This window comes from Hydrogenophaga sp., from assembly GCF_030651625.1.
Lineage (GTDB): Bacteria > Pseudomonadota > Gammaproteobacteria > Burkholderiales > Burkholderiaceae_C > Hydrogenophaga.
The window spans coordinates 124,144-148,136 of the sequence record NZ_JAUSCF010000017.1; the positions used below are offsets into that span (position 1 = coordinate 124,144).

Below are 23,993 nucleotides of genomic sequence, written 5' to 3' on the forward strand. Positions count from 1 at the left end.
AGAGCCCTGACGGCGTTCCAGCCACAGGACAAGGCGCCGATGGGGCGTTTTCAGTTGGCCCGGGTGGGCGCGTCCGGGTTGGCAGGGGTCTCGGACGAAAAGCGGAAATTGCGCTCGGTGGCAGCACCCGCGCGCTTTTCTGCGGCTTCTGCTGGGTTGAGCACCCAGACGTCGTGCACCAGGCCGAGGCTGTCGCGCACGTAGTTGACCAACACCTCCTGGCCGACCAGCGTGCCAGAAAGGATGATCGTGTTGTTCTGGCCGCGGATGCGCGAACCGGGGGAGAGGCGCGCCGGTTCACCGTTGAGCTTGATTTCTGGTGGCTGCACCACCACCATCTTGGCGCGCAATGCGCTGTCTGGGAAGTTGCGGACTGGTTGGGTTTGTGCACCGCTCCACGGTGCGGCGCTCAGTGCCAGCGCGGCGGCCAGCATGCGCGCGAGGGATGAGGGGGTCGAAAGAGCAGCGAGGCAGCGGTTCATGGTGTGTGTCCAGAGGCTGTGGAGAAGGCGGAGCGCCGGCAGAAGTCAGGCGAGGATTGTCGCACGGGGGCTCGCCAGCCGGTGGGCGTTTGCGCAGAATGCACCACCACCCGTGGTCCTCGTACCAATACGCTTTCACCCAAAAAAGAAGGAACAGCATGGCCCGCTTGCCGCCCCTGCCACCCGAGACCACACCCGAACTCAAACCGCATTTTGACTTCTTCCTGGGTACCCTGGGCTTCACGCCCAACAGCGTGCTCACCATGCAGAGGAAGCCGAAGCTGGCCCAGGCACTCGCAGTCATGAACGCCGCGGTCATGGACCCTGAGGGCGAGGTCGATCTGGGGTTTCGTCGACTCATCGGCCATGTGGTCAGCAAGGTCGCGGGATGTCTGTATTGCCAGGCTCACACCTTGTTGGGAGCGAAGAACTTCGGGGTATCAGAGGCCAAGCTGGCCGATGTCTGGCGCTTTGCCGACAGCCCCTGCTACACCGAGGCCGAGCGGCTGGCGATGAACTTCGCTCTGGCGGCTGCCTCGCAGCCCAATGCCGTGACCGACGAGCAGTTCAACGAATTGCGCGGGCACTGGAGCGATGGCGCCATCGTGGAAATTCTGGGGGTGGTGGCGATGTTCGCCTTTCTCAACCGCTGGAACGACACCATGGCCACGCCACTGGAGGCGGTGCCCGAAGCGGTGGCGACGCAGGCTCTGGGTGCCCAAGGCTGGCGTCCGGGAAAACACGCGGGTTGATGCGACCCGCTCAGGACCTGCCGGGCGGCTTGTGCATCAGCGCCACATTGGGGCCGGGAATCTCGCATGTCCATCCGTGGCGTCTCGCCAGCCAATGCAAGGTGGCCTCGCGGTAGAACACCACGTGGGTCGGGTCGCGGCGGTAGTGCCAGCCGGCAAACCTGGCATCGTCGGTCTGGAAATTGGTCATCAGCGCCAGCCAGCCACCCGGTGCCAGCAGTGTGTCAAAGCGGCGAAATTCATTGGCGGGTTGGTGGAAGTGCTCGATCACCTCGGTACAAGTGACAAAGTCGTAGGTGCAGGTCAACACCGAACGGCCCGGATGAAAAAAGGGGTCGTAGAGCGCTACCTCATGGCCGCTTTCGCGCAGCAGGGCCGCCAGTGCCGGTGCTGGCCCACAGCCATAGTCCAGGCCCCGGCTGGAAGGGGGCAGTCGCTGCAGCAAAGGATCGCTCAGCTTGCTAAGAAACTGGCGGTAGTGCGCATCGTCTTCCGCGTTCTGGTGCAGCCGGTATTCGGCCAGTTCGGTGTCCGGCCCGGGGCGCTGTTCGGGATGGAGAAACGTGGCCAGGCAGTCGAGGCAGCGCAGGTAGGTGCGATCTCCCACTGTCTGAAACGCCTGGCATTGCTTGCTCTCGCACACTGGGCACTGCATGGGCATCCTGGGGTGCGAGCGAATCCTGGGGAAGGTCCTATTTCCAGCGCAGCGGCTCGATGGGCACGCTGCCTTGTGTGCTGGAGAGCGTGAGCACACCCTCCTGCACTGTGGCTTGCAACTGCATGCTGCGTTCGGCCATGGCCGCCAGCGCCGGCGCGACCTCGGTGGGCAGGCGCCACACTTGCAACCGGTCCAGCCGGGTCAGCTTGTTCTCAATGCCGCGCCACCACACATCGGCCGCCGAACCGAAGGCGTAGACAAACACCGCATCGGCCTTGCTGCAGGCTTTCAGGAGCGGCTTGTCTTCGGGTTGGCCAACTTCGATCCAGATGCGCTTTCGGCCGGTGAAGTCGGTGAGAGAGACGTCCGGGTCTTCCGGGTCCGACAGGCCGGCACCAAAGGCCAGCGTACCATCACCACCGCAGGTGTCCTGCAGCTCGTGAGCGTGAATGGCCAGTGCCACCAGCCGCACCATCATGCGTTCGTCCGTCTCGCTCGGGTGACGGGCGAGCGTGAGCACATGGTCGGCGTAGTAACTGTGGTCGATGTCGGCGATGGCGACATTCGCCTTGAAAATGGTGGATTTGAGGGCCATGAATGCAAAAAAGCGGACCCGTCGCCGGTGCCCGCTTCTGAAATTTGGTGGCGATAGGTGGACTTGAACCACCGACATCAGCATTATGAATGCTGCGCTCTAACCAACTGAGCTATATCGCCGAAGCTCAAAATTATAGCCAGATTTTGGAGCGCCATCGGGCGCTCTGGCTGCGGTGCCAGTTTTCCCTGAGGCCGGTGTGTCAGGCCGCTTTCTTGACGTACGACGCGCACCAGCCTGCTGCGGCGACCTGCTTGCCAGCAAAGAGCGGACACGGACCGGCTTCCGAGCCGGCCGAGCCCTGGTAAAGCGAGCAGTTGGCACAGTTGCTGCCTTCCACAAAGTTGGCATGCTTGATCTTGTCCACATTGGCCGCCAGGGCCACGTAGCCCAGGGCCACAGCGGTGGGGTCGGTGGCCTCCACCATCGGGCCGGAGGCCGATGGCGATTCCGCAGGCGCGGCGGGAGCCGGTGCCGCGGCCGTCGGCGGCTCCGCCGATGCTGGGGCAGGCGCTGGCGCCGGAGCGGCTGCGGTCGGGCCTTCCTGCTTGGAGCAGGCGGCGGCAAGCACGGCGCCGCTGGCGGGCACCATCATCAAAAAGCGTCGGCGGGTGGTCATGGCGTGGTCCTGGGTAAATGAGGGGAAGCAGGTCCGACCTGCCCGCACAGCCCGCGACCGGTTGCCCGCTGGGGAGTGCTGCGTGGGGTCGGTTATACGCCTGCGTTCCCCAGCGACCTGTTACAGCCTGTGCATGGCACACCCCGGCACTGTGCCATTCAGCGTTGCTTGAAGGCCGCCTTGCGCTTGTTCACGAAAGCGTCCATGCCTTCTTTCTGGTCTTCGGTTGCGAACATCGCGTGAAACATCCGGCGCTCGAACATCACGCCGTCTGACAGGCTGCCTTCGAATGAGCGGTTGACGCACTCCTTGGCGGCCATCACCGACGGCAGCGAGAACTCGCAGATCTGCAGGGCGGCGCCCAGGGCTTCGTTCATCAGCTGGTCAAGTGGAACCACGCGGCTGACCAGGCCGGCGCGCTCCGCTTCGGCGGCGTCCATCATGCGTCCGGTCAAGGCCAGGTCCATGGCCTTGGCCTTGCCAACGGCGCGTGGCAGGCGCTGGGTGCCGCCAGCGCCGGGAATGATGCCCAACTTGATCTCGGGCTGGCCGAACTTGGCGTTGTCGGCGGCGATGATGAAGTCGCACATCATGGCCAGCTCGCAACCGCCGCCCAGGGCGAAGCCGCTGACCGCAGCGATCACCGGTTTGCGGATGCTGCGGATGGTTTCCCAGTTGCGGGTGATGTAGTCGCCCTTGTAGACGTCGGCGAAGCTGTAGGTTGCCATGGCGCCGATGTCGGCACCGGCGGCGAAGGCTTTCTCGCTGCCGGTGACGATCATGCAGCCGATGGCCTCGTCGGCGTCGAACCCCTTGAGGGCCGTACCGAGTTCGTCCATGAGCTGGTTGTTCAGCGCGTTGAGCTGCTTGGGCCGGTTCAGGGTGATGATGCCCACGCGCCCTTCGGTGCGCACGGTGATGAGTTCGGGGGTGGGTGTCTCGCTCATGGCTTTCCTCGGCTTGAATGGGGTAAGAGGGTGAGTTGACGTGAACGTCAACATCAAGGTCAACTATAGCTGGCTCCACCAAGGGAAAACATTAGCCGACCGATGGGTCGGTTAATGGTAAATTGCGACGAAGCCGTATTTGCCGAAGCGCCCAGTACCCGCATCTGAGGAGACAGCATCACATGAATTCCCCGTCAACGGCCTCTTCCATCCTGTATGAGGAGCGCGGAGCAGTGGCTCTGGTCACGCTCAACCGTCCCGACGCGCTCAACAGTTTCACGCGCGCCATGCACCACGAACTGTGGTCGGCGCTGGACCGTGCCGAAGGCAACTCCGCCATCCGGACACTTGTGGTGACGGGCGCTGGACGCGGTTTCTGCGCCGGCGCTGACCTGGCCGAGTTCGATTTCGAACCCGGGCCTGATCTGGTGCAGCGCGCCGATCCCGGCCCGGTGATCGAACAGGCCTTCAACCCCACAGCCAGGCGGTTCCAGAACCTGCGCATGCCCAGCATCGCAGCGGTCAATGGCGTGGCGGCCGGTGCGGGCGCTTCGCTGGTCATGTGCTGCGACATGGCGATTGCCTCACCGGGTGCGAGCTTCATCCAGGCATTCAGCAAGATCGGTCTGATTCCGGATGCAGGCGGCAGTTGGCTGCTCGTGGAGCGCCTGGGCATGGCGCGGGCGATGGCGCTGGCCATGACGGGCGACAAGTTGCCGGCCCAGCAAGCGAAAGAATGGGGAATGATCTGGGATGTGGCCGACGATCCGGTGACTGCTGCCCTGACCCTGGCCGGCAAGCTGGCGGTCATGCCGACCAAGGCGCTGGTGGCCACGCGGGCCTTGTTGCGGGAGGCGGGTACGCGCAGCTTCAGCGAACAGCTCGATGTGGAACGCGATACCCAGTCCGCGCTGGGCCGAACGCACGACTACATCGAGGGCGTGATGGCGTTCCGCCAGAAGCGCGCGCCACAGTTCAAGGGGGAATGAGCATGACACCTCAGGAACGCGCTCAAAAAGTGGGGGAGTCGATGTTCGCCGTGGATGTGGCGGCCCGCGAGACCATGGGCATCGAATTGGTGAGCGTGGCGCCCGGACATGCCGTGCTGCGCATGTCGGTCCGGCCGATGCACCTCAACGGCCACCAGATCTGCCACGGCGGGTTCATCTTCACGCTGGCAGACACCACGTTCGCATACGCCTGCAACAGCCACAACAGGAATGCGGTGGCGGCGGGCTGCAGCATCGAATTCCTCAAGCCCGGCCACCAGGGCGATGTGCTCACCTGCGAGGGCCAGGAGCAGGCCTTGCAGGGACGCCATGGCATCTACGACATGCGGGTCACGAACCAGAAGGGCGAGGTCGTGGCCATGTTCCGGGGCAAGAGCGCGGTCATTCCCGGCCAGGTGTTTCCCGAAGAGGTGAGCGCATGAACCGCTTTCCGTTGGAGCCGATTGAAAAAGCCAGCGTCGACGAGCTGCGCGCGCTGCAGCTCAAGCGGCTACAGGCCACCTTGCGCCATGCCTACCAGAACTCGCCGGTGTACCGCGCCAAATTCGATGCGGCGGGGGTGCACCCCGACGACTGCGGCAGCCTGGCCGATCTGGCAAAGTTTCCCTTCACCTCCAAGAAGGACCTGCGCGACAGCTACCCCTTTGGCATGTTCGCGGTACCGCGCGAAAAATGTGCGCGCATCCACGCCAGCAGTGGCACCACGGGCAAGCCCACGGTGGTGGGCTACACCCTCAAGGACATCGACACCTGGGCCACGGTGGTGGCGCGCAGCATCCGCGCCAGTGGCGCCCGACCCGGCGACATGGTGCACGTGAGCTACGGTTATGGCCTGTTCACCGGTGGTCTGGGTGCACACTACGGCGCCGAAAAACTGGGTCTGACGGTGGTGCCCTTCGGCGGTGGCCAGACCGAGCGCCAGGTGCAGCTGATGCAGGATTTCCGTCCCGACATCATCATGGTCACGCCCAGCTACATGCTGGCCATTGCCGACGAGTTCGAGCGGCAGGGCATCGACCCACGTGAGAGCAGCGTGCGACTGGGTATCTTCGGCGCCGAGCCCTGGACCAACGACATGCGCGTGGCGATCGAGGCGCGCATGAACATCGACGCGGTGGACATTTACGGTCTGTCGGAGGTGATGGGGCCGGGCGTGGCCAACGAATGTGTGGAAACCAAGGATGGCCCGACCATCTGGGAAGACCACTTCTATCCCGAGATCATCGACCCCGAAACCGGCGAGCCGGTGGCCGATGGCGAGATGGGTGAGCTGGTGTTCACCAGCCTGACCAAGGAAGCGCTGCCCATCATCCGCTACCGCACGCGCGACCTCACCCGCCTGCTGCCCGGTACCGCGCGCACCATGCGCCGCATGGAAAAGATCACCGGTCGCAGCGACGACATGATGATCGTACGCGGGGTGAACGTGTTTCCCACCCAGATCGAGGAACTCATCCTCAAGCGCCCCGAACTCACGGCTCACTACCAATGTCTGCTGACCCGTGAAGGGCCGATGGACAACCTCACCGTGATCGTGGAGACCCGACCAGGCCTCGCGCCCGAGAGTATCGAGGCACGCGCGGCTGCCAAGATGCTTCAACACGAGGTCAAGGTGTTTGTGGGCAGCAGCGTGGAAGTGCAGCTCAGGCCCGAAGGCGGTGTGGAGCGCAGCCAGGGCAAGGCCAAGCGGGTGGTGGATCAGCGTTTGCGATGAGGCATCCGCGCGTTGCTCAGCCGTCTCGGGCGCTGGGGGTGCCAGAAACTTCCGGTCGTTGGCGTGAAATTGTTCCGTCTCCTAGTTGTCACGCCTGAGGTCAAACCCCCTAGCCGTTGTCTTGTCCAGTCGCTACATTCCCTCACAAAGGAAGCTTCCAAATGGACAAAAGCGCGGTCTTCTTGAAGACGGACAACGGGCGGGAGGCCCTGACGAGCCGTCCGCCAGGTCTCACGCCCCGTTTGCGTTCGCTGCTGATCATGACCGACGGCAAGCGGACGGTGGCCGAACTTGACAAGATGCTGGGAGCCGAAGGCGCCGCCGGGCCCCTGCTGGAGCAACTGGTTGCACAGGGGTGGCTGCATGGGCAGGGAGCCCCCGGGGCTGGTGCGGCATCCGCGCCAACGGGTGCGGACACTGCCTTGGCTCCTGCAGCGGTGGGCACTTTGCCGCCCGTGGTCGAAGAGACCTGGCCGTTCCTCGACGCTCGCCGGCGCGTGGTGCGTTTCATCAACGACCAATTGGGCCCCATGGGTGAGACCCTGGCCATACGTGTGGAGTCATGCAAAAGCGCCTCGGAGCTGCAGTTGGCATTGCCGCGCATCCGCGATGGCCTGCGCAATTTCAAGAACTCGGCCACGGTGCAGCAATTCGATCAGGAGATCGCAGTCCACTTGCCGACTGCTTGAGAGGCCTGCAGAACAGGTGGTTCCAGACCGGCGCAACGGACGCCGACACGCCTGTGGCCTCAAGTTCATGGCCCTTGCCGACCTGTTGGGCCCGCTACCTTCCTAGAATGTGGTGTTCATTCATTTCAGGAAGGACTCTCCCATGAACAAGCTTCGCCATCTCGCACTTGCCACCGGCCTCGCAGGCATGATCGCGGCACCCGCCGCGCAGGCGCAATCTGTCTACGGCGAACTGGGCTACACGGCATTGACTGCAAGCCTGTCGGTGCCGGTGCTGGGCGTGTCGGTCAAGTCGGAGCCTGCCATGGCCCGTGCCATGATCGGCATTTCACCCTTTGCAGGACTGGGTGTGGAGGGAATGATCGGTACCGGTGTCCGCGACGACCGCTTGCGCGGCAACGTGGCGATGAACTCCCGGGTCAAGGTGGACGAATTCCTGGGGGTCTATCTCGCGTCGCGCCTGAACCTGGGGCCGGTGGAGCTGTTTGGTCGGGCCGGTGTCGCTGAAACCCGGGTGCGTTTCGAAGGGCTGGGCACTGGCAGTGACACTGGCTTTTCTTACGGGGCTGGACTGCGCCTGCTGCCCACCGACAGCCTCACCCTCAGCCTCGATTACATGAGCTACCTCGACAAGAGCGGCTTGAAGATCGATGGCTACACGCTCAGTCTGGGCCTGAAGTTCTGAGGCTCGACGGGCTGTTCAAGAGCCTTTCCGGAGCGGAATGTCTCAGTCCAGAAACACCTTCGGGCCAGCTTTGCCAGACGAATGGTATCGCCCCCTTGGGGGTGATGTGAAGCGGCGCGGGGGTGTTTCATTCCTGGCACCTCGAGGGGGTGGCGCGAAGCGCTGCGGGAGTGCTTACCCCACCATCCAGGGCCTCAGCTTGGTTGCATCGCCCACCTGCAGCCGCACGGTATGCGTGTCGGCGGGCCAGGTCAGATTGCAGCGCAGCAGTCGCTTGTCGCGTGCGATCAGCGCCGTGAGCTGTTCCCGCTGACCTCTGAGCCAGGCCACCTCGTCCAGCTTGTGGACGCGCCAGGACTCGGCTGACTCGCCGCGTCTGTCTGGTGCGAATTCCACGCCCAGCCATTCATCGCCTGCTGCCATCCCGGCGGCTTCAGCGGCACCACCACGCAGCACCGTCTTCAGGGCGACGCCATCTTTTTCTGTGACACGCAACCCCAGCTTCTGAGCCAGTGGAGCTGTTTCTTCTTTGGCCTTGGCGCCGTGGGCCTCCAGCAAGGCCACCACCGGCAGGTCGGTGGTGCCGTGTACCCAGTCGCGCAACTCCCTCTCGAAACTTCGTTTGCCCAGGCGCTTGAGTGCGCGGGCCACGTCGGCTTCCCGAATCGGGCCGCCCTCGCTGCGCTGCCAGAGTTCACGCATCACGGCATCGAGGTGGCTGTGCCCCTCGCTGCGCAGGGTGAGATCCAGGCACAGGGCAACCAGCGAGCCCTTGGTGTAGTAGCTCACCGTGGCGTTGGGCGTGTTTTCGCCCATACGGTAGTACTTCACCCAGGCGTCGAAACTGGCCTGTGCCACGCTTTGCACGTGGCGCCCGGGCGTCTGCTGCACCTGGTTGATGGTCTTGGCGATCAGATGCAGGTAGGGAGCGTCGTCGATCAGTCCCGCGCGGCGCAGCATCAGGTCGTCGTAGTAGCTGGTGAAACCTTCGAAGAACCACAACAGTTCGGTGTAATTTTCGCCGGTGTAGTCGTAGCGCTTGAACTCCGCCGGGCGCAAGCGTTTGACGTTCCAGGTGTGAAAGTACTCGTGGCTGATCAGCCCCAGCAGGGTGGTGTAGCCGTCGGTGGCTTTCAATGCGGGCGCGGGCGCTGTGGAGGACGATTCCGCCAGCCGGGGCAGATCGCTGCGCTCACAGATCAGCGCTGTGGAATTGCGGTGCTCCAGTCCGCCGTAGCCGTCGGCGCTCGCGTACAGCATGAACAGGTAGTTCTTGAAGGGCGGTGCCTTGTCACCATGCCAGAAATTGATCTGGGTTTCGCAGATGCGCCGGGTGTCGGCCAGCAGCCGGTCAAAGTCCACCCAGGTGCCGGCGCCGCTGACCACAAAACGGTGGGGAACACCATGTGCGACAAACTCGCCGCTCCAGAAGTGCCCCATCTCAAAGGGGCAGTCGGCCAGCTCGTCGTAGTGTTCGGCCTGGTAGCGCCCGAAGCCGGCGGCATCCACATCCACCGCCGTGAGGCCCGTGGCGACTTGCCAGCCCGGTGTGAATTCACCGGATTCAATCACCAGCGCATGCGGTTGATCTTCCTGCCCGGCCACGCGCAGGCACAGGCTGGTGGCGTTGAAGAAACCACGGGAGGCGTCAAGGTACGCGGTGCGCACCGACGCGTCGAAGGCGTAGACCTCGTAGCGCAGTTCCAATGGTTGGCCAGGTATCCCAGTGATTTCCCACTGGTGCTTGTCGACCTGACGTACCGCCACGGGTTCGCCGCCCTGGATGGCCTGCAGGTGCTGCAGGTGCTGCGAAAACTCGCGCACCAGGTAGCTGCCGGGGATCCACACCGGCAGACCCACCCGTTGTCGTGGCGCAGGTCGATCAATCGTCAGCGTGATGGCGAACAGGTGTGCATGGGCATTGAGCACAGCAACGCGGTAACCCAGCGCTGGTGCCGCTGGTGCCGCTGGTGGACGCTTGGGTTTTCGAGCGGAGGTGGGGGAAGCGCTTTTTTTGAGGGACATGACAAGGGGATCAGAGTGCGCTGGCGCCCAGGAAGCAACTCAACGATGCAACGATCGTGAGTTGCAGGCGCAATCCAAGCCAGCGGGTGAGGCCGGCGCGGCGGTAGAAGTGACGATCAACGATGTAACACAGCACCAGCAGCAGGCCCAGCGAGACCAGCCCAGCGTAGGGTGGTATCAGCAAGCCGGGCCATGCCAGCAACGAAGGTGTGACGCCCCACAAAAAATGCCCGAGTCTGGCGTGCCGCAGGTCGGTGGCGATCCAACCGATGCCCCAGTGAACGCCACCCAGAAACGAAGCGATGAGCGCCGCATACGTCGCCAGTGCGAGTGCTGCCCAGGACTGGAGGGTCGCATCCACCAACCACAGCAGGCTGGCGAGGAAAACGAAAGGGATCAGTCCGGCCAGCCCAAGTGCTCGCACCCAGCGCGTGTCCGGGAAGGGAGCCGATTCACCCTGGGGTGCCATGAACGCGAGGGGCGTGGCAGCGAGGGATAAGGTCAGGGTTTGGCGGTTGAGAGCGCCTGTTCAATGCGGTCGGCACCCACCGCGCCGGGCACGCGGCTGCCGTCCACAAAGAAGCTGGCCGGCGTGCCGGTGATGCGGTACTTGCGACCGAATTCGACGTTGCGCTCAAGGGCCGTGGTGTCGCAGGTGGCGGCGGCGGGGGTCACGTTGCGCACCATCCAGTCCAGAAAGACCTTGCCCTTGTCCTTGGCGCACCAGATGTTGCGCGACTTGTCAGCCGAGTCTGGACCCAGGATGGGGTAGAGGAAAACGTGCACGGTCACGTCGTCGATGGTGAGCAGATCGCGTTCAAAACGTTTGCAGAAACCACAATTGGGATCTTCGAACACCGCCATCTGGCGCTTGCCATTGCCGCGCACGATGGTGAAAGCGTCCTTGAGCGGCAGGTCCTTGAAGGCGATGGATGTGAGGCGATCCAGGCGCTGGGCGGTCAGGTCGACCCGCGCCTGCGTGTCGATGAGCGCGCCCTGGATGAGGAAGTTGCCCTGTGCGTCAGTGTAGAAAATTTCACTTTCGTTGACCCGGACCTCGAACAGCCCGTTCATGGGCGTCTTGCTGATCTCGTCGATCTTGGGCAGGTTGGGCAGGCGCTCAGTGAGGTTTTTGCGAATGGTGGCTTCCTGCGCCATTGAACTGAGGGAAAACGCTGCAAGCAGTGTCACCAGTAGGGTCTTGAAGGAAGTCATGTCAGTGCCCGATTCGGGGTTCCAGGTAAGAGTCAGAGGAAATGTGTTTCTACAGTCCGGCGGCCTGTCGGGCCATCCAGTGTTTGAGCGCGCCGCTGCGCTCGAATCCCTTCATACCCCAATTGCGCAAGGCCTTGACGCGGCTGTCGTTGTGCGCAAACAGGGTGAACAGGCCGTCGGTCACCCAGCTCATGGCGCCCACATCGGCGGCCCGGGCACGTTCGTAGCGCCGCAGCAGTTTCAGGTCCCCCAGTTCGCGCCAGTACTCCCGCCCGTGCAGCACCCGGGCCAGCTCCGCCGCATCGGCCAGGCCCACATTGAGTCCCTGACCGGCCAGCGGATGCATGGCGTGAGCCGCATCGCCTGCCAGCGCCACACCACCTCGAGGCGTGCGGGCTATCCAGTGCTGCGCCTTCGAGAGTTCCAGCGGCCAAGCCTGAGGCGGGCTCTCCAGCGTCATTTTTCCCAGCGCATCAGCGCAGCGCGCCTGAACTCCCTGGGCCAGGTTTTGTCCGGCTTCGGCCAGCCAGGCGTCCGCTTGCTGCGAAGGGACAGACCACACCAGCGCAACGGAGTTCCCCTGGGCGCCTTCCAGCGGCAACAGGGCCATGATCTCGCCGTCCTGAAACCACTGGCGGGCCACGCCGCCGTGGGGTCGTTCGCAGCGCAGGCGGGCCGCCACCGCTTTGTGCGGGTAGGGGCGTACCGTGAAGTCAAGCCCGATCTCTTCGCGCGTCTGGCTGCGTTTGCCTTCGCAGATCACGGTCAGCGCAGCGGGTGGCGCTTCCTGGAAGCGCTCGATACTGGCCTGGAAGCCGACCGCATCGGCCAGCCTGCGCTCGAGTGCAGGCACATCCACGATCCAGGTCAGCGCGTCCAGCCCCTGTTCGTTGGCTTCAAAACGCACCGATCCGCCCTGGTCGCCCCACACGTGCATGGCGCTCACCGGGGTGACGGTGGTGGACGATCCGTCCTCAGTGGCCCCAGGTTGCGGCCAGGCGCGCACCGATCGCAGCAATTCGCGAGAAGCGGCGTTGAGCGCGTAGGCCCTCACATCGGTTCGCGGGGGCTGGTCCGCCGGCAGGGCCGGTTCCACCAGTGCCACCTTCAGTCGGTCGCGCGCCAGCAACAGTGCCAGCGTCTGTCCCACCACGCCGCCACCGCGGATGGTCACATCGAAACGGCGCTGGGAGACGGGACGGGCGGAGGACAATGACATAGGGGGATTTTAGGAGCAGGGCACAATCCGGCCACCACCGGGCAATTTGCCCCGCTATTTGGCCCAACCACCCTCATTCACATGACCTCAGCCAGCGCCATCTCGTCCGAAGTCCAGGCCACCATCGATCAGCTCTGGATCTACCCGGTGAAGTCCTGTGGCGCCCTGGCCATGCCCGAAGCCGAACTGACCGACGCCGGCCTGGCCTGGGACCGCGCCTGGATGGTGGTGGACGACCAGGGGGAGTTCGTGACGCAGCGCGAGCTGCCGCGCATGGCCTTGATCACGCCGACATTCAAGATGGGGCAACTGGTGCTGCGCGCACCGGGCATGTTGGCGCTGCACCTGTCCCTGGAGGCTGCCGAATGGCCTGTCAAGGTGCGGGTATGGGACGATGAATTGCAGGCCTACGACATGGGTGATCTGGCCGGGCAATGGTTCAGTGATTTTCTGGGGCCAGACGCCCCCGCCAATCTCAAGCGGCTGCGGCTGGTGCGTTTTGATCCCGAGGTGCGACGCCTGAGCAGCCTGAAATGGACCGGTGGGCGCGAAGCCACGACCCAGTTTTCCGATGGGTTTGCGTTGCTGGTGACCAGCACGGCTTCACTGATGGGGCTGAATGAGCGATTGGTGCAGGCCGGCCACCCACCGGTGGAAATGGCGCGTTTTCGACCCAATATCGTGCTGGGCGGTCTGCAGGGCCACGACGAAGACCGGCTCGGTCCGTTGCAGATCGTCACCGCAGAAGGGGTGGCGCGCATCGAGACGGTCAAACCCTGTGCACGCTGCCCCATTCCCAACATCGACCCGGCCACCGCCGAGTCCAGCCCGACGGTTGGCGACACTCTGCAGGCCTACCGGCAGGACCAGCGCGTGGACGGCGCCATCACCTTCGGTATGAACGCCATCGTGCTGGATGGTGATGGTCTGATCCTGCGTGTGGGGCAGTCCGTGGGTGCCGACTGGCAATTCGACTGAGGCCTACACGATGGCGCAGGCGGTGGTGGACACTGTCCACCGCCCCAGGGGTTGGTTCAGATCAGCGCCCCGACGCAATGCCGTCATTTCCGCCACGATGCTCATGGCGATCTCGGGGGGTGTGAGCGCGCCGAGGTTCAGGCCCACCGGCCCGCGCAACCGGTCGGCTTCATCGGCCGACACATCAAACATCTGCAGGCGTTCGCGACGCCTGGCGTTGTTGTGCACAGAGCCCAGCGCACCAACGTAGAACGCCGGTGTTCGCAGTGCCTCCATGAGCGCAAGATCGTCGAGTTTGGGGTCGTGTGTGACGGCGACCACCGCACTGTTGTGGTCCAGGTTCATGGCCAGCACAAGATCATCGGGCATGGTGGTGGACAGGGTGACGCCCGGCATGGCATCCCACCCTTCGTGGTACTCGCTGCGGGGTTCGCATACCGTCACCTGGTAGTCGAGCATCACAGCCATCGACGCCAGGTAGCGCGACAACTGACCGCCGCCAATCACCAACAGGCGAAGACGGGGGCCGTGCACGGTGGTCAGCGTGGCACCGTCAAATGTCACCCGGTCCCCTTCATGAGCAGGTCCGTGACGCACCAGGCCGGTAGCGAGGTCCAGGCGTCTCTGCACCCGCCGGTGGGTCTCGATGTCTGCCAGCAGTTCGCGCAAGCGCGATTGCGTTGACAGCGGCTCCAGCACGATCTGCACCGTGCCGCCGCAGGGCAGTCCGAAGCGCCGCACCTCCTCTGCGGTCTGGCCATAGATGGTCACTTCGGGCAGACGCAGCGCGAGTCCCCCGCTGGCCACGCGTGCGATGAGATCGTCTTCTATGCAGCCGCCTGACACCGAGCCCGCCACCTGGCCGTCGTCGCGGATGACCATGAGCGAACCGGGTGGGCGCGGCGCCGAGCCCCAGGTGCGCACCACGGTGCCGAGCACGACGCGATGGCCTTTGCCCAACCAGTCAAGTGCGGTGCGGATGACGTCGATGTCGATACTGTTCATATGGCGTTTCTCCATGAAGACGTTGCCTGTGGCGCAGACCGCAGACCCATTTGCCGGACCCGGTACGCAAGCGCGATCAGCGCAAGCGCACCCAGCAAACCATAAGCCCATGCCAGTGCCTGAGGCCCCAGGGTGATGCTTGCCTGGCCGACGGCGATCAACAACACAGGGCCACCCATAGATAGTGAATGGCGGACGAGTCCGTTCGCCGCCCCGGCTGGTGAGGGGTGACGGGCGACTTGAATCGCCCAGGCCAATGCGATCCCTGTCATGCCGACCAGCCCTTGCACTGGCTTGTTGCTGGTCTGCATGAGTACCGCAGCCAGAACAAGCAACACCAAAACCAGCGAATTCAGGGAAGGTGCGGACGTGCGCCAACGACTCAGGGCTGGCTGCACCATAGCGGGCACCAACGCCATCGTCATCAGGTGCAGGCCCACCACGGTGGGCTGCGACCATCCCTGAGCCGTGCACCAGATCGAGCCCAACCAGAGCGAACCCATCATCAAGCCCATGGCCATGGCGGGCAGCGCGTTGCCCACTGACATGGACAGGGACGAAACAGGCGTGTGACCAAGCGTGAAGTGTGACCGGGCAGGGCGAGCAATGGCACCGAGCAGAACGAGACCCATGAGCAGTCCTGCGACACGCCATTCACGTGACAGCCACCCAACGGGCGCGGCCAGCGTTGGCCAGACCAGCGCCGCTGCCACGATCGCCGGGCCAACGTGCCAGACGCTTGATGCATGGGACACTGGACCGATCCTGCGGCCCGCCTCCAGCGCACCTGACCAGACCGCCCATGTCATGGCCAATGTCAGCAGCAGCGTGTGTGCGTATTGGCCGGCCGCACCGAGTTCGATGACAAGCGCGCCTGCGGTTGTGGTTCCGCCCATCAAGGCGATGGCACGACCAGACAGCATGGCGCCCCACCGCGATCCGATGATCAGCAACCGGACCGCCCACCAGAGGGCCACCGCGAGCAAACCGCCGGCCATGGGCCAGCCCAGCCGCTGCCCCTGCTCGCCCAGCCACACCCACCCCATGAACAACACTGTCCACATTGCCAGCGACTGGGTCAGTGAGCCGGCCATCGACCTGTTCAATGGCAATCCGCTCTGCAGTTGATGCAGTTCCTCAGGCATGGGCATACCCGTGCAGTTGGTCGCTGCCGCTGCCTGCATGTACGCTGGCGTTGAACGACACGATGATGCGGTCGGCTTCGCCTGCGTACGGAAGGGCCTGGTGAGGCAGCCATGAGGGAAAAACCACCAGTTGCCCGGGCCGCGGTGCGATGTCGAAATGCGCAGACTGCAGATAGGCATTGCCGAAGTCCATGTGGGCACCACCGAGGTGGTTGAAGTGGGGACCATAGAAGCGCGTGACACCGTTGTGTGCACCCAGTGCCGGGTGGCGTGAGCGAGCATGCTCTTCGTCCACATCGACGCAATACACGCCCGACCACGAACAATTGCCGTGTGTGTGCACGTCGTGGTGGCTACCCTGGTTGCTCATCTGGAACCACACGCCGCGCAGAGCGATCTGGAGCGCTGGCGTGGCTTCGGGCCAGGCACCCTGGTTGGCCAGTACCACGGTCTGGCGCAGGCTGTCCACAATGAACCTCACCAGTCCGTCCCACTCGGGCAGACGGATGCGCTGAAGCAGGTCGTCACGGCTGGCGTAGAAGGCCGCGTCGGGTGCGGCGTTCGGGTCGGTCGCGCGCAGCGAGCGCAAGACCCTGGCCAGCAAGCCATTGACCGAGTCGGCCTGCGCGTAGCGGTGCAAGCCCAATGGGGTGAACCACAGCGGAACCAGGGGCGATGGCGTGAGCATGGCTGGCGACGTCAGAAGCGGGTCATCCCATGACGGCCAGGTCGTCGGGCCAGCGCAGCCGGTGCCCGGTGCGTGCAGCCAGCGCTTCGATGTCGTCCTGCGTGTCCACGTCGGTGCGGTAGCGCTGGTTGCTGGTTAGCCAACGAAGCACCTGCTCCGGGTGCGCCGCCTGCCATTGGCGGCAACCGGCGTTCGCATCTCCCGACAGGATCTGGTCGCGTACCTCGGCGCTGAACAGCACCGGGTTGCCGGGCAGACCATCCACCTCGGGTTGCACCACCTGTGCCATGGAAGGGCGCTTCTTGTAGGCCCCGATCAGGTCGTTGATGTCCTGCGAATTGATGAGTGGCTGATCGGCGAGGGCCACGAGCACGCAGTCCAGCTTCGGCGAAAGCGCCTGAAGGCCAATGTGCAGAGAGGTGTTCTGGCCGGCATTCGGGTCGGGGTTGTGGACGACCGTCACGGGAAACGATTCGATGACCGGCGCGATGCGTTGGGCATGGTGGCCCAGCACCACCACCAGTTCGTCCACGCCGGCACCTGAGAGGGCGATGAGCTGGCGCCGGATCAGGGGAATGCCGCCCAGTTCCAGCAGGCTCTTTGGTCGGTGGCCCATGCGAGAGCCAGCACCCGCAGCGAGCAGCACCGCACCCACCGCCAAGCGACTGTACAGGCCGCCGCCACCTTTGAGGATGCAACCCATGTTGTTCAGCCGCCGCAGCAGGATGGGGTGGTTTTCGCCGACACCTCGGGTATCGGCGCTACGGGAACCTGTGGCGCAGGCGCCTCCTGATCGACCGTAGCAAGGTCCGCTTTTGCTGCAGCGCCACCACAGCACGACTTGCTGGAGGTGGATGTCGTTGCTTCGGACCGTGTGCGGCGCTCGGCCACCACCGCCATCAGGATCGAGAGCGCAATCTCTTCCGCCGTTTGGGCACCTACAGGCACGCCGGCAGGTGCCACGATGGCATCCACCTGGGCACGATCTTCCCCGGCTGAGATCAGGCTTTGCCGGATCACGCCGGCCTTGCGCGCGCTGGCCACGAACCAGAGCTTTCGTGGTCGCAGCGCCAGTGCCGTCTTCAGTCCTTGAAGATCGCGGCGGCCTTGCGTCGCCACAATGGCCAGCCCCTCCGGCCGCACCAGCTCGCGCACCTGTTCCACGTTGTCGCTGGGCATCACAGTTCTGGCTTCCGGAAAATCCTGGGCACAAGCGCCTTCGGCAATCACCGTGACGCTGAAATCCAGACGCGGCGCCAGCATGGCCAGGGCACGCGCCACCGGGGAGTCGCCCAGCACCGTCAATTGCGCTGCGGGCAGCACGGGATCCACGAACATTTCAAGCGTGCCGCCCGAGTGGCAGGCCATGCCAAATTCCAGCACATCGCCCAGGGTTCGTTCGGCCGTTTCGTCGGTCGGGGCAATGCGGATGTGGCGTGCCTGGCCGTCGGCCAGGGCGGCGCGCACCGTCTTGATCACGGCGGGTTGCGCACAGCCGCCGCCAATCCAGCCATGGATAGCACCCTCTGCGGTGACGAGGGCCTTGTCACCCACCTTGGCCGATGCGGGCGGTTGCACGCGCAGCACCGTCACCAGCGCGAAGGCCTGTTGCTGTGCGTGGAGCCTTTGGACGGCGTTGATCCATTCGTTCTGGCTCATGGTGATCTCCTGGAGTGTGTGGGGCTTCAGTGCAGTTGCTTTCGGGCCGCGACCAGGTCGCCCAGGCTGGCCATAGGAACGAAATGCTCGATGCTGGCCCGGGATGCCCGCAAGGCCGCTGCGGCTGGAACCGTGCGAGTGGGGTGAAACCAGGTGACGTGCGCACCACGGGATCGCAGCGCCAGCAACGCACCGGGAAGCGCTTCGGGTGGATCGGTGTCGAACCCGTCGGAAAAGACCCAGACTCTGGAGCCCCGTCTGATCTGCCCCCGGGCGTGCAAGCGCGCAAAGTCGTTGAGGCAGGCCGCAATCCGCGTGCCGGCGCCGAATCCTGCCGTCACGACGTTCACCTTCTCCTGAACGGCGGCCGAATCGCGCTGCATCAGTGGCGTGACGTCGGCCAGGCGCGTGTGGAACACGAACACCCGGGCCTGCGCAGCCACTGCAAACGCCCGCGCGATGCGCAGGAAGAGCGGGGCATGTGATTCCATCGAGCGGCTCACGTCGATGAGCAGAAACAGGCGAGGGGGTTCCATGCGCTGCACCATCCAGGCCGGCTGCAGCGGTTCACCACCCCAGGCCACACTGCGCCGCAGTGTCTGACGCAGGTCGAGCCTGTGTCCAGGGCGGGCCGCGTGCCAGCGCCGCGTGGATCGAGGACGCAATTGCGCCGTGATTTGTCGCGCCAGTTGCAGCAGTGTGCCCAGTTCCTGCGGTAGCCACATCTGTCCGTTGCGCTGATGCAGGGGCTCGGCTCGGCTCGCTCCGCCCATGGCTTTTGGATTGCCCGGTTCGTTGTTGTGCTCGTCGCTGGCACCCGGGGCATGGGCAGCGGATGACGACGCTGATGGCTTCGGTGGACTGGCAGATGCCGGTTCCATGCGCTGGTGAAGGTCTTGCACGACCTGACGCAGGTCCCGGGAAGGCCGGACCTGGCCACTCACCCGGACATCGCCCTTGATTCGCTGCGGGTACCAGTAGCGATCAAACAGGTCGGGCCACTGGCGCCAGTCGCGCGCGCAGTGGCAGGCAATGGCGCGCCATGCCGCACGAAGCGGCACACTACGAAAGGCTCCCAGCGCCAGGCTGGCCTGCAGCATGGCCTGTTGTTCGGTCACCCCCACCTTCAGTCCATGGTCCCGCAGCATGGCCGCGAACCCGGCCACGCTCTGGCTGGGCGCCACAGCGGCATGCCGGTCAGACCGGGCGCTCACTGGACTACCCTCCGTGCTGCGCTCATGGCGCTGCCACCACCGCGGCGGTCTTTTCGGCCACGCCCACGGTTCGACGGCCTTCCACCAACTGCAAAGCCCGCTCGGCAGACACCAGAAAGCGGTCTTCGCGTGTTTTCAGCAGGCAGCCAAGCGTGGTGAGCAGCACCGTCATGTCTTCGGGCAGTGTGTGCTGTTGCAACTGGTGCAGGGCGCGAACCCAGTCCAGAGTTTCTGCGATGCCCGGTGTCTTGGCCAGATCCTCATTGCGCAAACGTTGCACGAACTGCACGCAGTCTTCGACCAGATGGGCATCAGCCTCAGGCACTGCGGATTTCACGATGGCCACTTCGCGCGCCAGTGTGGGGTAGTCAAGGTAGTGATAGAGGCAGCGGCGGCGCAGTGCATCAGACAATTCGCGCGTGCCGTTGCTGGTGAGAACAACCTGGGGAATGTGCTGTGCACGCAGTGTGCCGAGTTCCGGGACGGTGATCTGGTAGTCGGCCAGCACCTCCAGCAGGAAGGCTTCGAAGGCTTCGTCGGCGCGGTCTATTTCGTCGATCAGCAGCACACTGGGCCCAGACAGACTGATGGCCTTGAGCAATGGCCGCTCCAGCAGGAACTCGCGCGAAAAAATGTCCGAGGACTGCACCTGTTCGCTGCGGCCCTCGTGCAGGCGAATCGCCATCAACTGGCGCCCGTAGTTCCATTCGTAGGCCGCCTGAGACAAGTCCAGGCCTTCAAAGCACTGCAGCCGAACCAGCTCGGCACCTTGCGATAGCGCAAGCGCCGTGGCCAGGCCGGTCTTGCCGACGCCCGCATCGCCTTCAATCAGCAAGGGCCGCTGCAGCCGACCCGCCAGCCACGCCGTGGTGGCCAGATCGGTATCGGCCAGGTAGCCCACGCGCTGCAGTTGCTCACGCAGCGCACGTTCGTCGTGAGGGGGCGCTGGCAGTGTGGTGGTCACGGTGTGTGTTTCGCTCAGGAACGTTTGCCGAAAAGACCCAGCCACCAGTTCTTGATCAAAGCCCAGGCAATGGCCAGGCCGTTGATCTCGCTGGCCACCTTGGGTGCGGCGGCGGATGCTGTCGTCGGTGAAGCAGAGGCCGACGACTCGACGGCGCTTTGAATGGTGCCCGCCGGGGCGGCGGCTGCGGGCAATGCCAGGGCGGCCTGGCGGAAGTTCTCCACGAACTGCAGCAGGATCATGTCGGACACCTGCACCATCATGCGACCGCCAAACTGGGCGAACTTGCCGTTGACGATGACCGACGCGTCGCCGTGCAGCACACTGTGTTCCGGGTTGGCAGGGTCGACTTCGATCACCGCCGTGAGGTCCATCGAGGCTGACGAGCCGCCCTTGTCCGCGCCTTTGCCGCGCAGCACCATTTTCTGTGCGGCGGTGTCTTGTTCAAGCACGTCCACGATCCCGCCGAACTGGGCCACCGCCGGTCCGACTTTCACTTTCACGCCACCTTTGTAAGAGGTGTCAGACAACTGTTCGGTGAGTTCGGCGCCTGGCATGCAGCCCGCCACGGCCTTGAGATCGCTGAGGATGACCCAGGCCCTGGCCGGGTCCACGTCCAGCGGGTAGCGTTTGTCGAGTTTGACTTCCATGGCGATAGACCTTCGTTGGATCAATGATCAGCGCGTTACCAAGCCGGAGCGCGATGGGCATGGCATGAAGAGCCGCCAGCCCAGGGCGCCGCAGAACCGGCTTTGCCGGGCCGCCAGCGCCGCCCCCTGGGGGGTCGCGCGCAGCGAGGCGGGGGGTTACAAGTTCATGCCGCGCGCCTTGAGTTCTTTCCAGACGCGAAAGGCGCTGTGAGGCATGTCCATGTGGGTCATGCCGTGGTGCGAGAACGCGTCAACAATGGCCGACGTGAATGTCGGAATGGAGCCCACGTGGGGTGACTCAGCCACGCCTTTGGCCCCGATGGGGTGGTGCGGCGAAGGTGTGACCGTGTGATCGGTTTCCCAGTGGGGCGTTTCCACGAAGGTGGGCAGGAAGTAGTCCATCAACGTGTTGCCCATCAGGTTGCCTTGGGCGTCAAACGGCATTTGCTGTCCCATGGCCACCGCGAATCCTTCGGTCAGCCCGCCGTGGATCTGGCCTTCGATGATCATCGGGTTGATGCGGGTGCCGCAGTCGTCGAGTGCGTAGAAGCGGCGGATTTTGGTCTCTCCGGTGGCGCGGTCGATGTCGACTACGCAGAGGTAGATGCCAAACGGGAAGGTGAAGTTGGGCGGGTCGTAGTAGTGCACCGCTTCCAGGCCCGGTTCGAGCCCTTCGGGTGGCTGGTGGTAGGCCTGCCAGGCCACCTCGGCCATGGTCTTGAATTTGGCATCGTCGCCCTTGACCTTGAAGCGGTCCACTTCCCAGTCGAGGTCGTTTTCGTGCACTTCCAGCATGTGGGCCGCGATCTTCTTGGCCTTCGCGTGGATTTTGCGCGCCGCCATGGCAATGGCCGCGCCAGCCACGGGCGTGGAGCGGCTGCCGTAGGTGCCCAGCCCGTAGGGCGCTGTGGAGGTGTCGCCTTCTTCCACCTGGATCACCTCACTTGGTATGCCCAGTTCGGTGGCAATGATCTGGGCGTACGTGGTCTGGTGGCCTTGGCCTTGTGTGATGGTTCCCATGCGTGCGATGGCCGATCCGGTGGGATGGATGCGGATCTCGCACGAGTCGAACATGCCGACCCCCAGGATGTCGCACATCTTGCTCGGGCCCGCCCCCACCACTTCGGTGAAGGTGACCAGGCCAATGCCCATCAGTGTGGGGCTGTCCGGGTCGGCACGCCTGGCCGCCTGTTCGGCGCGCAGCGCCTTGTAGTCCACCGCCTGCAGCACCTTGTCCATGGCAGCCTGGTAGTCGCCCGAGTCGTACTCGAAGCCGAACGCGCTGGTGTAGGGGAATTGCTCCTTGCGGATGAAGTTCCTGGCCCGGATTTCGGCCTTGTCGATGCCGAGCTTCTGCGCCAGCACATCCACCATGCGTTCGACCAGGTAGACCGCCTCGGTCACACGGAAGCTGCAGCGGTAGGCCACGCCACCGGGCGCCTTGTTGGTGTACACGCCTTTGACGCTGCAATGTGCGGCGGGAATGTCGTAGCTGCCAGAGCATATGTGGAACATGCCGGCCGGGAATTTCGTGGGGTCGGCGCAGGCGTCGAATGCGCCGTGGTCGGCCACCACGTTCACACGCAGGCCGGTGATCTTGCCGTCGGCGGTGGCGGCCAGTTCGCCGTCCATGTGGTAGTCGCGCGCAAAGCCGGTGCTGGAGATGTTCTCGATGCGGTCTTCCACCCACTTCACCGGACGGCCCAGTACGATGGACGCCACGATGGCGCACACATAGCCCGGATAGATCGGTACCTTGTTGCCAAAACCGCCTCCGATGTCGGGACTGACAATGCGCACCTTGGATTCAGGGATGCCCGAAAGCATGGACACCACGGTGCGCACCACATGCGGCGCCTGCGAGGTGATGAAGGTCGTCAGCTCCCCGCGCACCGGATCAAAGCTGGCCACGCAACCACAGGTTTCCAGCGGGCAGGGGTGCACGCGCGGGTAGTGCATGTGTTGCGACACAGTCACCGGCGCGCTAGCGAACGCCGCGTCAGCTGCGGCCTTGTCGCCGGCATCCCAGGTGAAAATGTGGTTGTGGTGTTCGCGCGGGCCGTGAGCCCCGCTGGTCTTGCTAGCCAGGTCGTCGCGCAGCACCGGCGCATCGGGCAGCAGGGCGGCGTAGGGGTCCATCACCACGGGCAACTCGTCGTATTCCACTTCCACGGCTTCCACAGCGTCGGCCGCAATGTAGCGGTCATCAGCGATCACGATGGCCACTTCCTGCATCTGGAAGTGCACCTTTTCGTCGGCCAGCACGGCGGCCACATCGCCCGCCAGGGTGGGCATCCAGTGCAGCTTGAGTGGCTTGAGATCGTCTGCGGTAAGCACCGCGTGCACGCCCGGAATGGCCAATGCCTTTTCCTTGTTGATCTTGATGATGCGGGCATGGGCCACCGGGGAGCGCACGATGTCCATGTGCAACATGCCCGCCATCTTGATGTCATCGACGTAGTTGCCCTTGCCCTGGATGAATCGGGCATCTTCCTTGCGCAGGCGTGATGCGCCCATGCCGGCCAGTGCCAGTTCGCGGGCTTCGGCGTCGTTTACGGGTGCGTTCATGGGGTTGTCTCCTGGTCAGGCTGTGGCGGGTTCTTGCAGTTTGCGGGCGGCGTACTGCACCGCCTTGACGATGTTCTGGTATCCGGTACAGCGGCACAGGTTGCCCGCCATGCCCGCCCGGATTTCGGCTTCGCTGGGATTGGGGTTCTCCTGAAGAAAGCGCTGCGCGCGCATCAGCATGCCGGGCGTGCAGAAGCCGCACTGAAGGCCGTGCTCTTTGTAGAAACCTTCCTGCACTGCGTGCAGCACGCCCTTGCTGGCGAGGCCTTCAACGGTGTTCACTTCGGAGCCGTCGCACTGCACCGCGAGGTGGGTGCACGACTTGACCGACTGCCCGTCCACGTCGACGGTGCAGGCACCACAGTGGCTGGTCTCACAGCCGATGTGGGCACCTGTCAGGTTGAGATCCTCGCGCAGGAAGTGGATGAGCAAGGTGCGTGGTTCCACCGCCTTTTCTTCCTGGCGGCCATTGACGGTGACGGTGATGAGTTTTTTTGCCATGTTGGATCTCC

Annotated in this window: 26 protein-coding genes and 1 tRNA gene; 7 read left to right on the plus strand and 20 right to left on the minus strand. The window is 64.3% G+C overall.

The annotated features are described in order from the left end of the window. Nucleotides 1-50: 50 nt before the first annotated feature. Nucleotides 51-482 carry a hypothetical protein gene (locus Q7V46_RS06340; protein WP_304912674.1) on the minus strand — a complete coding sequence of 144 codons (432 nt, stop codon included), beginning with the start codon at nt 480-482 and terminating at the stop codon, nt 51-53. Nucleotides 483-640: 158 nt separating this feature from the next. Here Q7V46_RS06340 and Q7V46_RS06345 point away from each other — a divergent pair, with 158 nt between their 5' ends. Further along, entirely contained in the window at nt 641-1,234 is a 594-nt protein-coding gene (locus tag Q7V46_RS06345) for a carboxymuconolactone decarboxylase family protein (protein ID WP_304912675.1), read from the plus strand. A gap of 10 nt (nt 1,235-1,244) precedes the next feature. Here Q7V46_RS06345 and Q7V46_RS06350 read toward each other — a convergent pair whose 3' ends face one another. The 5 genes from Q7V46_RS06350 to Q7V46_RS06370 form a co-directional block, all read right to left on the minus strand. Further along, nucleotides 1,245-1,889: a class I SAM-dependent methyltransferase gene (locus Q7V46_RS06350; protein ID WP_304912676.1), complete on the minus strand. Its 645-nt coding sequence runs from the start codon at nt 1,887-1,889 to the stop codon at nt 1,245-1,247. A 37-nt stretch (nt 1,890-1,926) separates the two neighbouring features. Further along, on the minus strand, nt 1,927-2,487 hold the full coding sequence (locus Q7V46_RS06355; protein WP_304912677.1) for a YaeQ family protein: 561 nt from the start codon (nt 2,485-2,487) through the stop codon (nt 1,927-1,929). Nucleotides 2,488-2,532: 45 nt separating this feature from the next. Beyond that, nucleotides 2,533-2,609: transfer RNA gene (locus tag Q7V46_RS06360), tRNA-Met, on the minus strand. Between the two features lie 80 nt (nt 2,610-2,689). Further along, on the minus strand, nt 2,690-3,058 hold the full coding sequence (locus Q7V46_RS06365) for a high-potential iron-sulfur protein (RefSeq protein ID WP_370690293.1): 369 nt from the start codon (nt 3,056-3,058) through the stop codon (nt 2,690-2,692). A gap of 206 nt (nt 3,059-3,264) precedes the next feature. Beyond that, complete coding sequence (locus tag Q7V46_RS06370) at nt 3,265-4,053, minus strand: enoyl-CoA hydratase (protein WP_304912679.1); 789 nt, start codon at nt 4,051-4,053, stop codon at nt 3,265-3,267. A gap of 182 nt (nt 4,054-4,235) precedes the next feature. Between Q7V46_RS06370 and Q7V46_RS06375 the strand changes: the two genes are divergently transcribed. From Q7V46_RS06375 to Q7V46_RS06395, 5 genes are all read left to right on the plus strand, one after another. Then, entirely contained in the window at nt 4,236-5,042 is an 807-nt protein-coding gene (locus Q7V46_RS06375; protein WP_304912680.1) for an enoyl-CoA hydratase-related protein, read from the plus strand. A gap of 2 nt (nt 5,043-5,044) precedes the next feature. Further along, a complete protein-coding gene (paaI, locus tag Q7V46_RS06380; protein ID WP_304912681.1) occupies nt 5,045-5,485 on the plus strand; it encodes a hydroxyphenylacetyl-CoA thioesterase PaaI in 441 nt (146 codons plus the stop codon). Further along, nucleotides 5,482-6,777, plus strand: coding sequence for a phenylacetate--CoA ligase PaaK (paaK, locus tag Q7V46_RS06385; RefSeq protein WP_304912682.1), 1,296 nt, complete (start codon nt 5,482-5,484; stop codon nt 6,775-6,777). Before paaI ends, paaK begins: the two co-directional genes overlap by 4 nt. Before the next feature lie 161 nt (nt 6,778-6,938). Next, nucleotides 6,939-7,466, plus strand: coding sequence for a hypothetical protein (locus tag Q7V46_RS06390; protein ID WP_304912683.1), 528 nt, complete (start codon nt 6,939-6,941; stop codon nt 7,464-7,466). A 142-nt stretch (nt 7,467-7,608) separates the two neighbouring features. Further along, nucleotides 7,609-8,151, plus strand: coding sequence for an outer membrane beta-barrel protein (locus Q7V46_RS06395; protein WP_304912684.1), 543 nt, complete (start codon nt 7,609-7,611; stop codon nt 8,149-8,151). A gap of 174 nt (nt 8,152-8,325) precedes the next feature. Here Q7V46_RS06395 and Q7V46_RS06400 read toward each other — a convergent pair whose 3' ends face one another. Genes Q7V46_RS06400 through Q7V46_RS06415 form a run of 4 tightly spaced genes read right to left on the minus strand, consistent with a single transcriptional unit; the run spans nt 8,326 to nt 12,610 of the window. Continuing rightward, complete coding sequence (locus Q7V46_RS06400; RefSeq protein WP_304912685.1) at nt 8,326-10,176, minus strand: M61 family metallopeptidase; 1,851 nt, start codon at nt 10,174-10,176, stop codon at nt 8,326-8,328. A 10-nt stretch (nt 10,177-10,186) separates the two neighbouring features. Beyond that, entirely contained in the window at nt 10,187-10,645 is a 459-nt protein-coding gene (locus Q7V46_RS06405) for a DUF3429 domain-containing protein (protein WP_304912686.1), read from the minus strand. A 32-nt stretch (nt 10,646-10,677) separates the two neighbouring features. Continuing rightward, the gene (locus Q7V46_RS06410) at nt 10,678-11,391 is read right to left on the minus strand and encodes a DsbC family protein (RefSeq protein ID WP_304912687.1); all 714 of its coding nucleotides are present in this window, start codon (nt 11,389-11,391) and stop codon (nt 10,678-10,680) included. A gap of 49 nt (nt 11,392-11,440) precedes the next feature. Continuing rightward, entirely contained in the window at nt 11,441-12,610 is a 1,170-nt protein-coding gene (locus Q7V46_RS06415) for an FAD-dependent monooxygenase (RefSeq protein ID WP_304912688.1), read from the minus strand. Nucleotides 12,611-12,691: 81 nt separating this feature from the next. Between Q7V46_RS06415 and Q7V46_RS06420 the strand changes: the two genes are divergently transcribed. Further along, complete coding sequence (locus Q7V46_RS06420) at nt 12,692-13,588, plus strand: MOSC domain-containing protein (RefSeq protein WP_304912689.1); 897 nt, start codon at nt 12,692-12,694, stop codon at nt 13,586-13,588. 3 nt (nt 13,589-13,591) lie between these two features. Here the strand turns inward: Q7V46_RS06420 and Q7V46_RS06425 are convergent, their stop codons facing one another. The 10 genes from Q7V46_RS06425 to Q7V46_RS06470 form a co-directional block, all read right to left on the minus strand. Beyond that, nucleotides 13,592-14,593 carry an XdhC family protein gene (locus tag Q7V46_RS06425; RefSeq protein WP_304912690.1) on the minus strand — a complete coding sequence of 334 codons (1,002 nt, stop codon included), beginning with the start codon at nt 14,591-14,593 and terminating at the stop codon, nt 13,592-13,594. Beyond that, on the minus strand, nt 14,590-15,738 hold the full coding sequence (locus Q7V46_RS06430; RefSeq protein ID WP_304912691.1) for a hypothetical protein: 1,149 nt from the start codon (nt 15,736-15,738) through the stop codon (nt 14,590-14,592). Before Q7V46_RS06430 ends, Q7V46_RS06425 begins: the two co-directional genes overlap by 4 nt. Further along, nucleotides 15,731-16,426 carry a TIGR02466 family protein gene (locus Q7V46_RS06435; RefSeq protein WP_304912692.1) on the minus strand — a complete coding sequence of 232 codons (696 nt, stop codon included), beginning with the start codon at nt 16,424-16,426 and terminating at the stop codon, nt 15,731-15,733. Before Q7V46_RS06435 ends, Q7V46_RS06430 begins: the two co-directional genes overlap by 8 nt. A gap of 22 nt (nt 16,427-16,448) precedes the next feature. Next, nucleotides 16,449-17,129 carry a nucleotidyltransferase family protein gene (locus tag Q7V46_RS06440; RefSeq protein WP_304912693.1) on the minus strand — a complete coding sequence of 227 codons (681 nt, stop codon included), beginning with the start codon at nt 17,127-17,129 and terminating at the stop codon, nt 16,449-16,451. A 5-nt stretch (nt 17,130-17,134) separates the two neighbouring features. Next, the gene (locus Q7V46_RS06445; protein WP_304912694.1) at nt 17,135-18,085 is read right to left on the minus strand and encodes an XdhC family protein; all 951 of its coding nucleotides are present in this window, start codon (nt 18,083-18,085) and stop codon (nt 17,135-17,137) included. Between the two features lie 26 nt (nt 18,086-18,111). Then, complete coding sequence (locus Q7V46_RS06450; RefSeq protein WP_304912695.1) at nt 18,112-19,299, minus strand: VWA domain-containing protein; 1,188 nt, start codon at nt 19,297-19,299, stop codon at nt 18,112-18,114. A gap of 22 nt (nt 19,300-19,321) precedes the next feature. Then, nucleotides 19,322-20,263, minus strand: coding sequence for a MoxR family ATPase (locus tag Q7V46_RS06455; RefSeq protein ID WP_304912696.1), 942 nt, complete (start codon nt 20,261-20,263; stop codon nt 19,322-19,324). 14 nt (nt 20,264-20,277) lie between these two features. Beyond that, a complete protein-coding gene (locus Q7V46_RS06460) occupies nt 20,278-20,913 on the minus strand; it encodes an SRPBCC family protein (RefSeq protein WP_304912697.1) in 636 nt (211 codons plus the stop codon). Between the two features lie 156 nt (nt 20,914-21,069). Beyond that, nucleotides 21,070-23,481: an aerobic carbon-monoxide dehydrogenase large subunit gene (locus tag Q7V46_RS06465; RefSeq protein WP_304912698.1), complete on the minus strand. Its 2,412-nt coding sequence runs from the start codon at nt 23,479-23,481 to the stop codon at nt 21,070-21,072. Between the two features lie 15 nt (nt 23,482-23,496). Further along, nucleotides 23,497-23,982, minus strand: a complete 486-nt coding sequence (locus tag Q7V46_RS06470) for a (2Fe-2S)-binding protein (protein WP_304912699.1) — start codon at nt 23,980-23,982, stop codon at nt 23,497-23,499. Nucleotides 23,983-23,993 lie beyond the last annotated feature (11 nt).

Coding starts and splice junctions, on each gene's coding strand:
- Q7V46_RS06465 (WP_304912698.1), bottom strand. CDS start 23,481: ATGAACGCACCCGTAAACGACGCCGAAGCCCGCGAACTGGCACTGGCC.
- Q7V46_RS06460 (WP_304912697.1), bottom strand. CDS start 20,913: ATGGAAGTCAAACTCGACAAACGCTACCCGCTGGACGTGGACCCGGCC.
- Q7V46_RS06370 (WP_304912679.1), bottom strand. CDS start 4,053: ATGAGCGAGACACCCACCCCCGAACTCATCACCGTGCGCACCGAAGGG.
- Q7V46_RS06375 (WP_304912680.1), top strand. CDS start 4,236: ATGAATTCCCCGTCAACGGCCTCTTCCATCCTGTATGAGGAGCGCGGA.
- Q7V46_RS06400 (WP_304912685.1), bottom strand. CDS start 10,176: ATGTCCCTCAAAAAAAGCGCTTCCCCCACCTCCGCTCGAAAACCCAAG.
- Q7V46_RS06420 (WP_304912689.1), top strand. CDS start 12,692: ATGACCTCAGCCAGCGCCATCTCGTCCGAAGTCCAGGCCACCATCGAT.
- Q7V46_RS06445 (WP_304912694.1), bottom strand. CDS start 18,085: ATGAGCCAGAACGAATGGATCAACGCCGTCCAAAGGCTCCACGCACAG.
- Q7V46_RS06340 (WP_304912674.1), bottom strand. CDS start 482: ATGAACCGCTGCCTCGCTGCTCTTTCGACCCCCTCATCCCTCGCGCGC.
- Q7V46_RS06410 (WP_304912687.1), bottom strand. CDS start 11,391: ATGACTTCCTTCAAGACCCTACTGGTGACACTGCTTGCAGCGTTTTCC.
- Q7V46_RS06440 (WP_304912693.1), bottom strand. CDS start 17,129: ATGGGTTGCATCCTCAAAGGTGGCGGCGGCCTGTACAGTCGCTTGGCG.
- Q7V46_RS06415 (WP_304912688.1), bottom strand. CDS start 12,610: ATGTCATTGTCCTCCGCCCGTCCCGTCTCCCAGCGCCGTTTCGATGTG.
- Q7V46_RS06350 (WP_304912676.1), bottom strand. CDS start 1,889: ATGCAGTGCCCAGTGTGCGAGAGCAAGCAATGCCAGGCGTTTCAGACA.
- Q7V46_RS06425 (WP_304912690.1), bottom strand. CDS start 14,593: ATGAACAGTATCGACATCGACGTCATCCGCACCGCACTTGACTGGTTG.
- Q7V46_RS06345 (WP_304912675.1), top strand. CDS start 641: ATGGCCCGCTTGCCGCCCCTGCCACCCGAGACCACACCCGAACTCAAA.
- Q7V46_RS06430 (WP_304912691.1), bottom strand. CDS start 15,738: ATGCCTGAGGAACTGCATCAACTGCAGAGCGGATTGCCATTGAACAGG.
- paaK (WP_304912682.1), top strand. CDS start 5,482: ATGAACCGCTTTCCGTTGGAGCCGATTGAAAAAGCCAGCGTCGACGAG.
- Q7V46_RS06390 (WP_304912683.1), top strand. CDS start 6,939: ATGGACAAAAGCGCGGTCTTCTTGAAGACGGACAACGGGCGGGAGGCC.
- Q7V46_RS06395 (WP_304912684.1), top strand. CDS start 7,609: ATGAACAAGCTTCGCCATCTCGCACTTGCCACCGGCCTCGCAGGCATG.
- paaI (WP_304912681.1), top strand. CDS start 5,045: ATGACACCTCAGGAACGCGCTCAAAAAGTGGGGGAGTCGATGTTCGCC.
- Q7V46_RS06470 (WP_304912699.1), bottom strand. CDS start 23,982: ATGGCAAAAAAACTCATCACCGTCACCGTCAATGGCCGCCAGGAAGAA.
- Q7V46_RS06355 (WP_304912677.1), bottom strand. CDS start 2,487: ATGGCCCTCAAATCCACCATTTTCAAGGCGAATGTCGCCATCGCCGAC.
- Q7V46_RS06405 (WP_304912686.1), bottom strand. CDS start 10,645: ATGGCACCCCAGGGTGAATCGGCTCCCTTCCCGGACACGCGCTGGGTG.
- Q7V46_RS06435 (WP_304912692.1), bottom strand. CDS start 16,426: ATGCTCACGCCATCGCCCCTGGTTCCGCTGTGGTTCACCCCATTGGGC.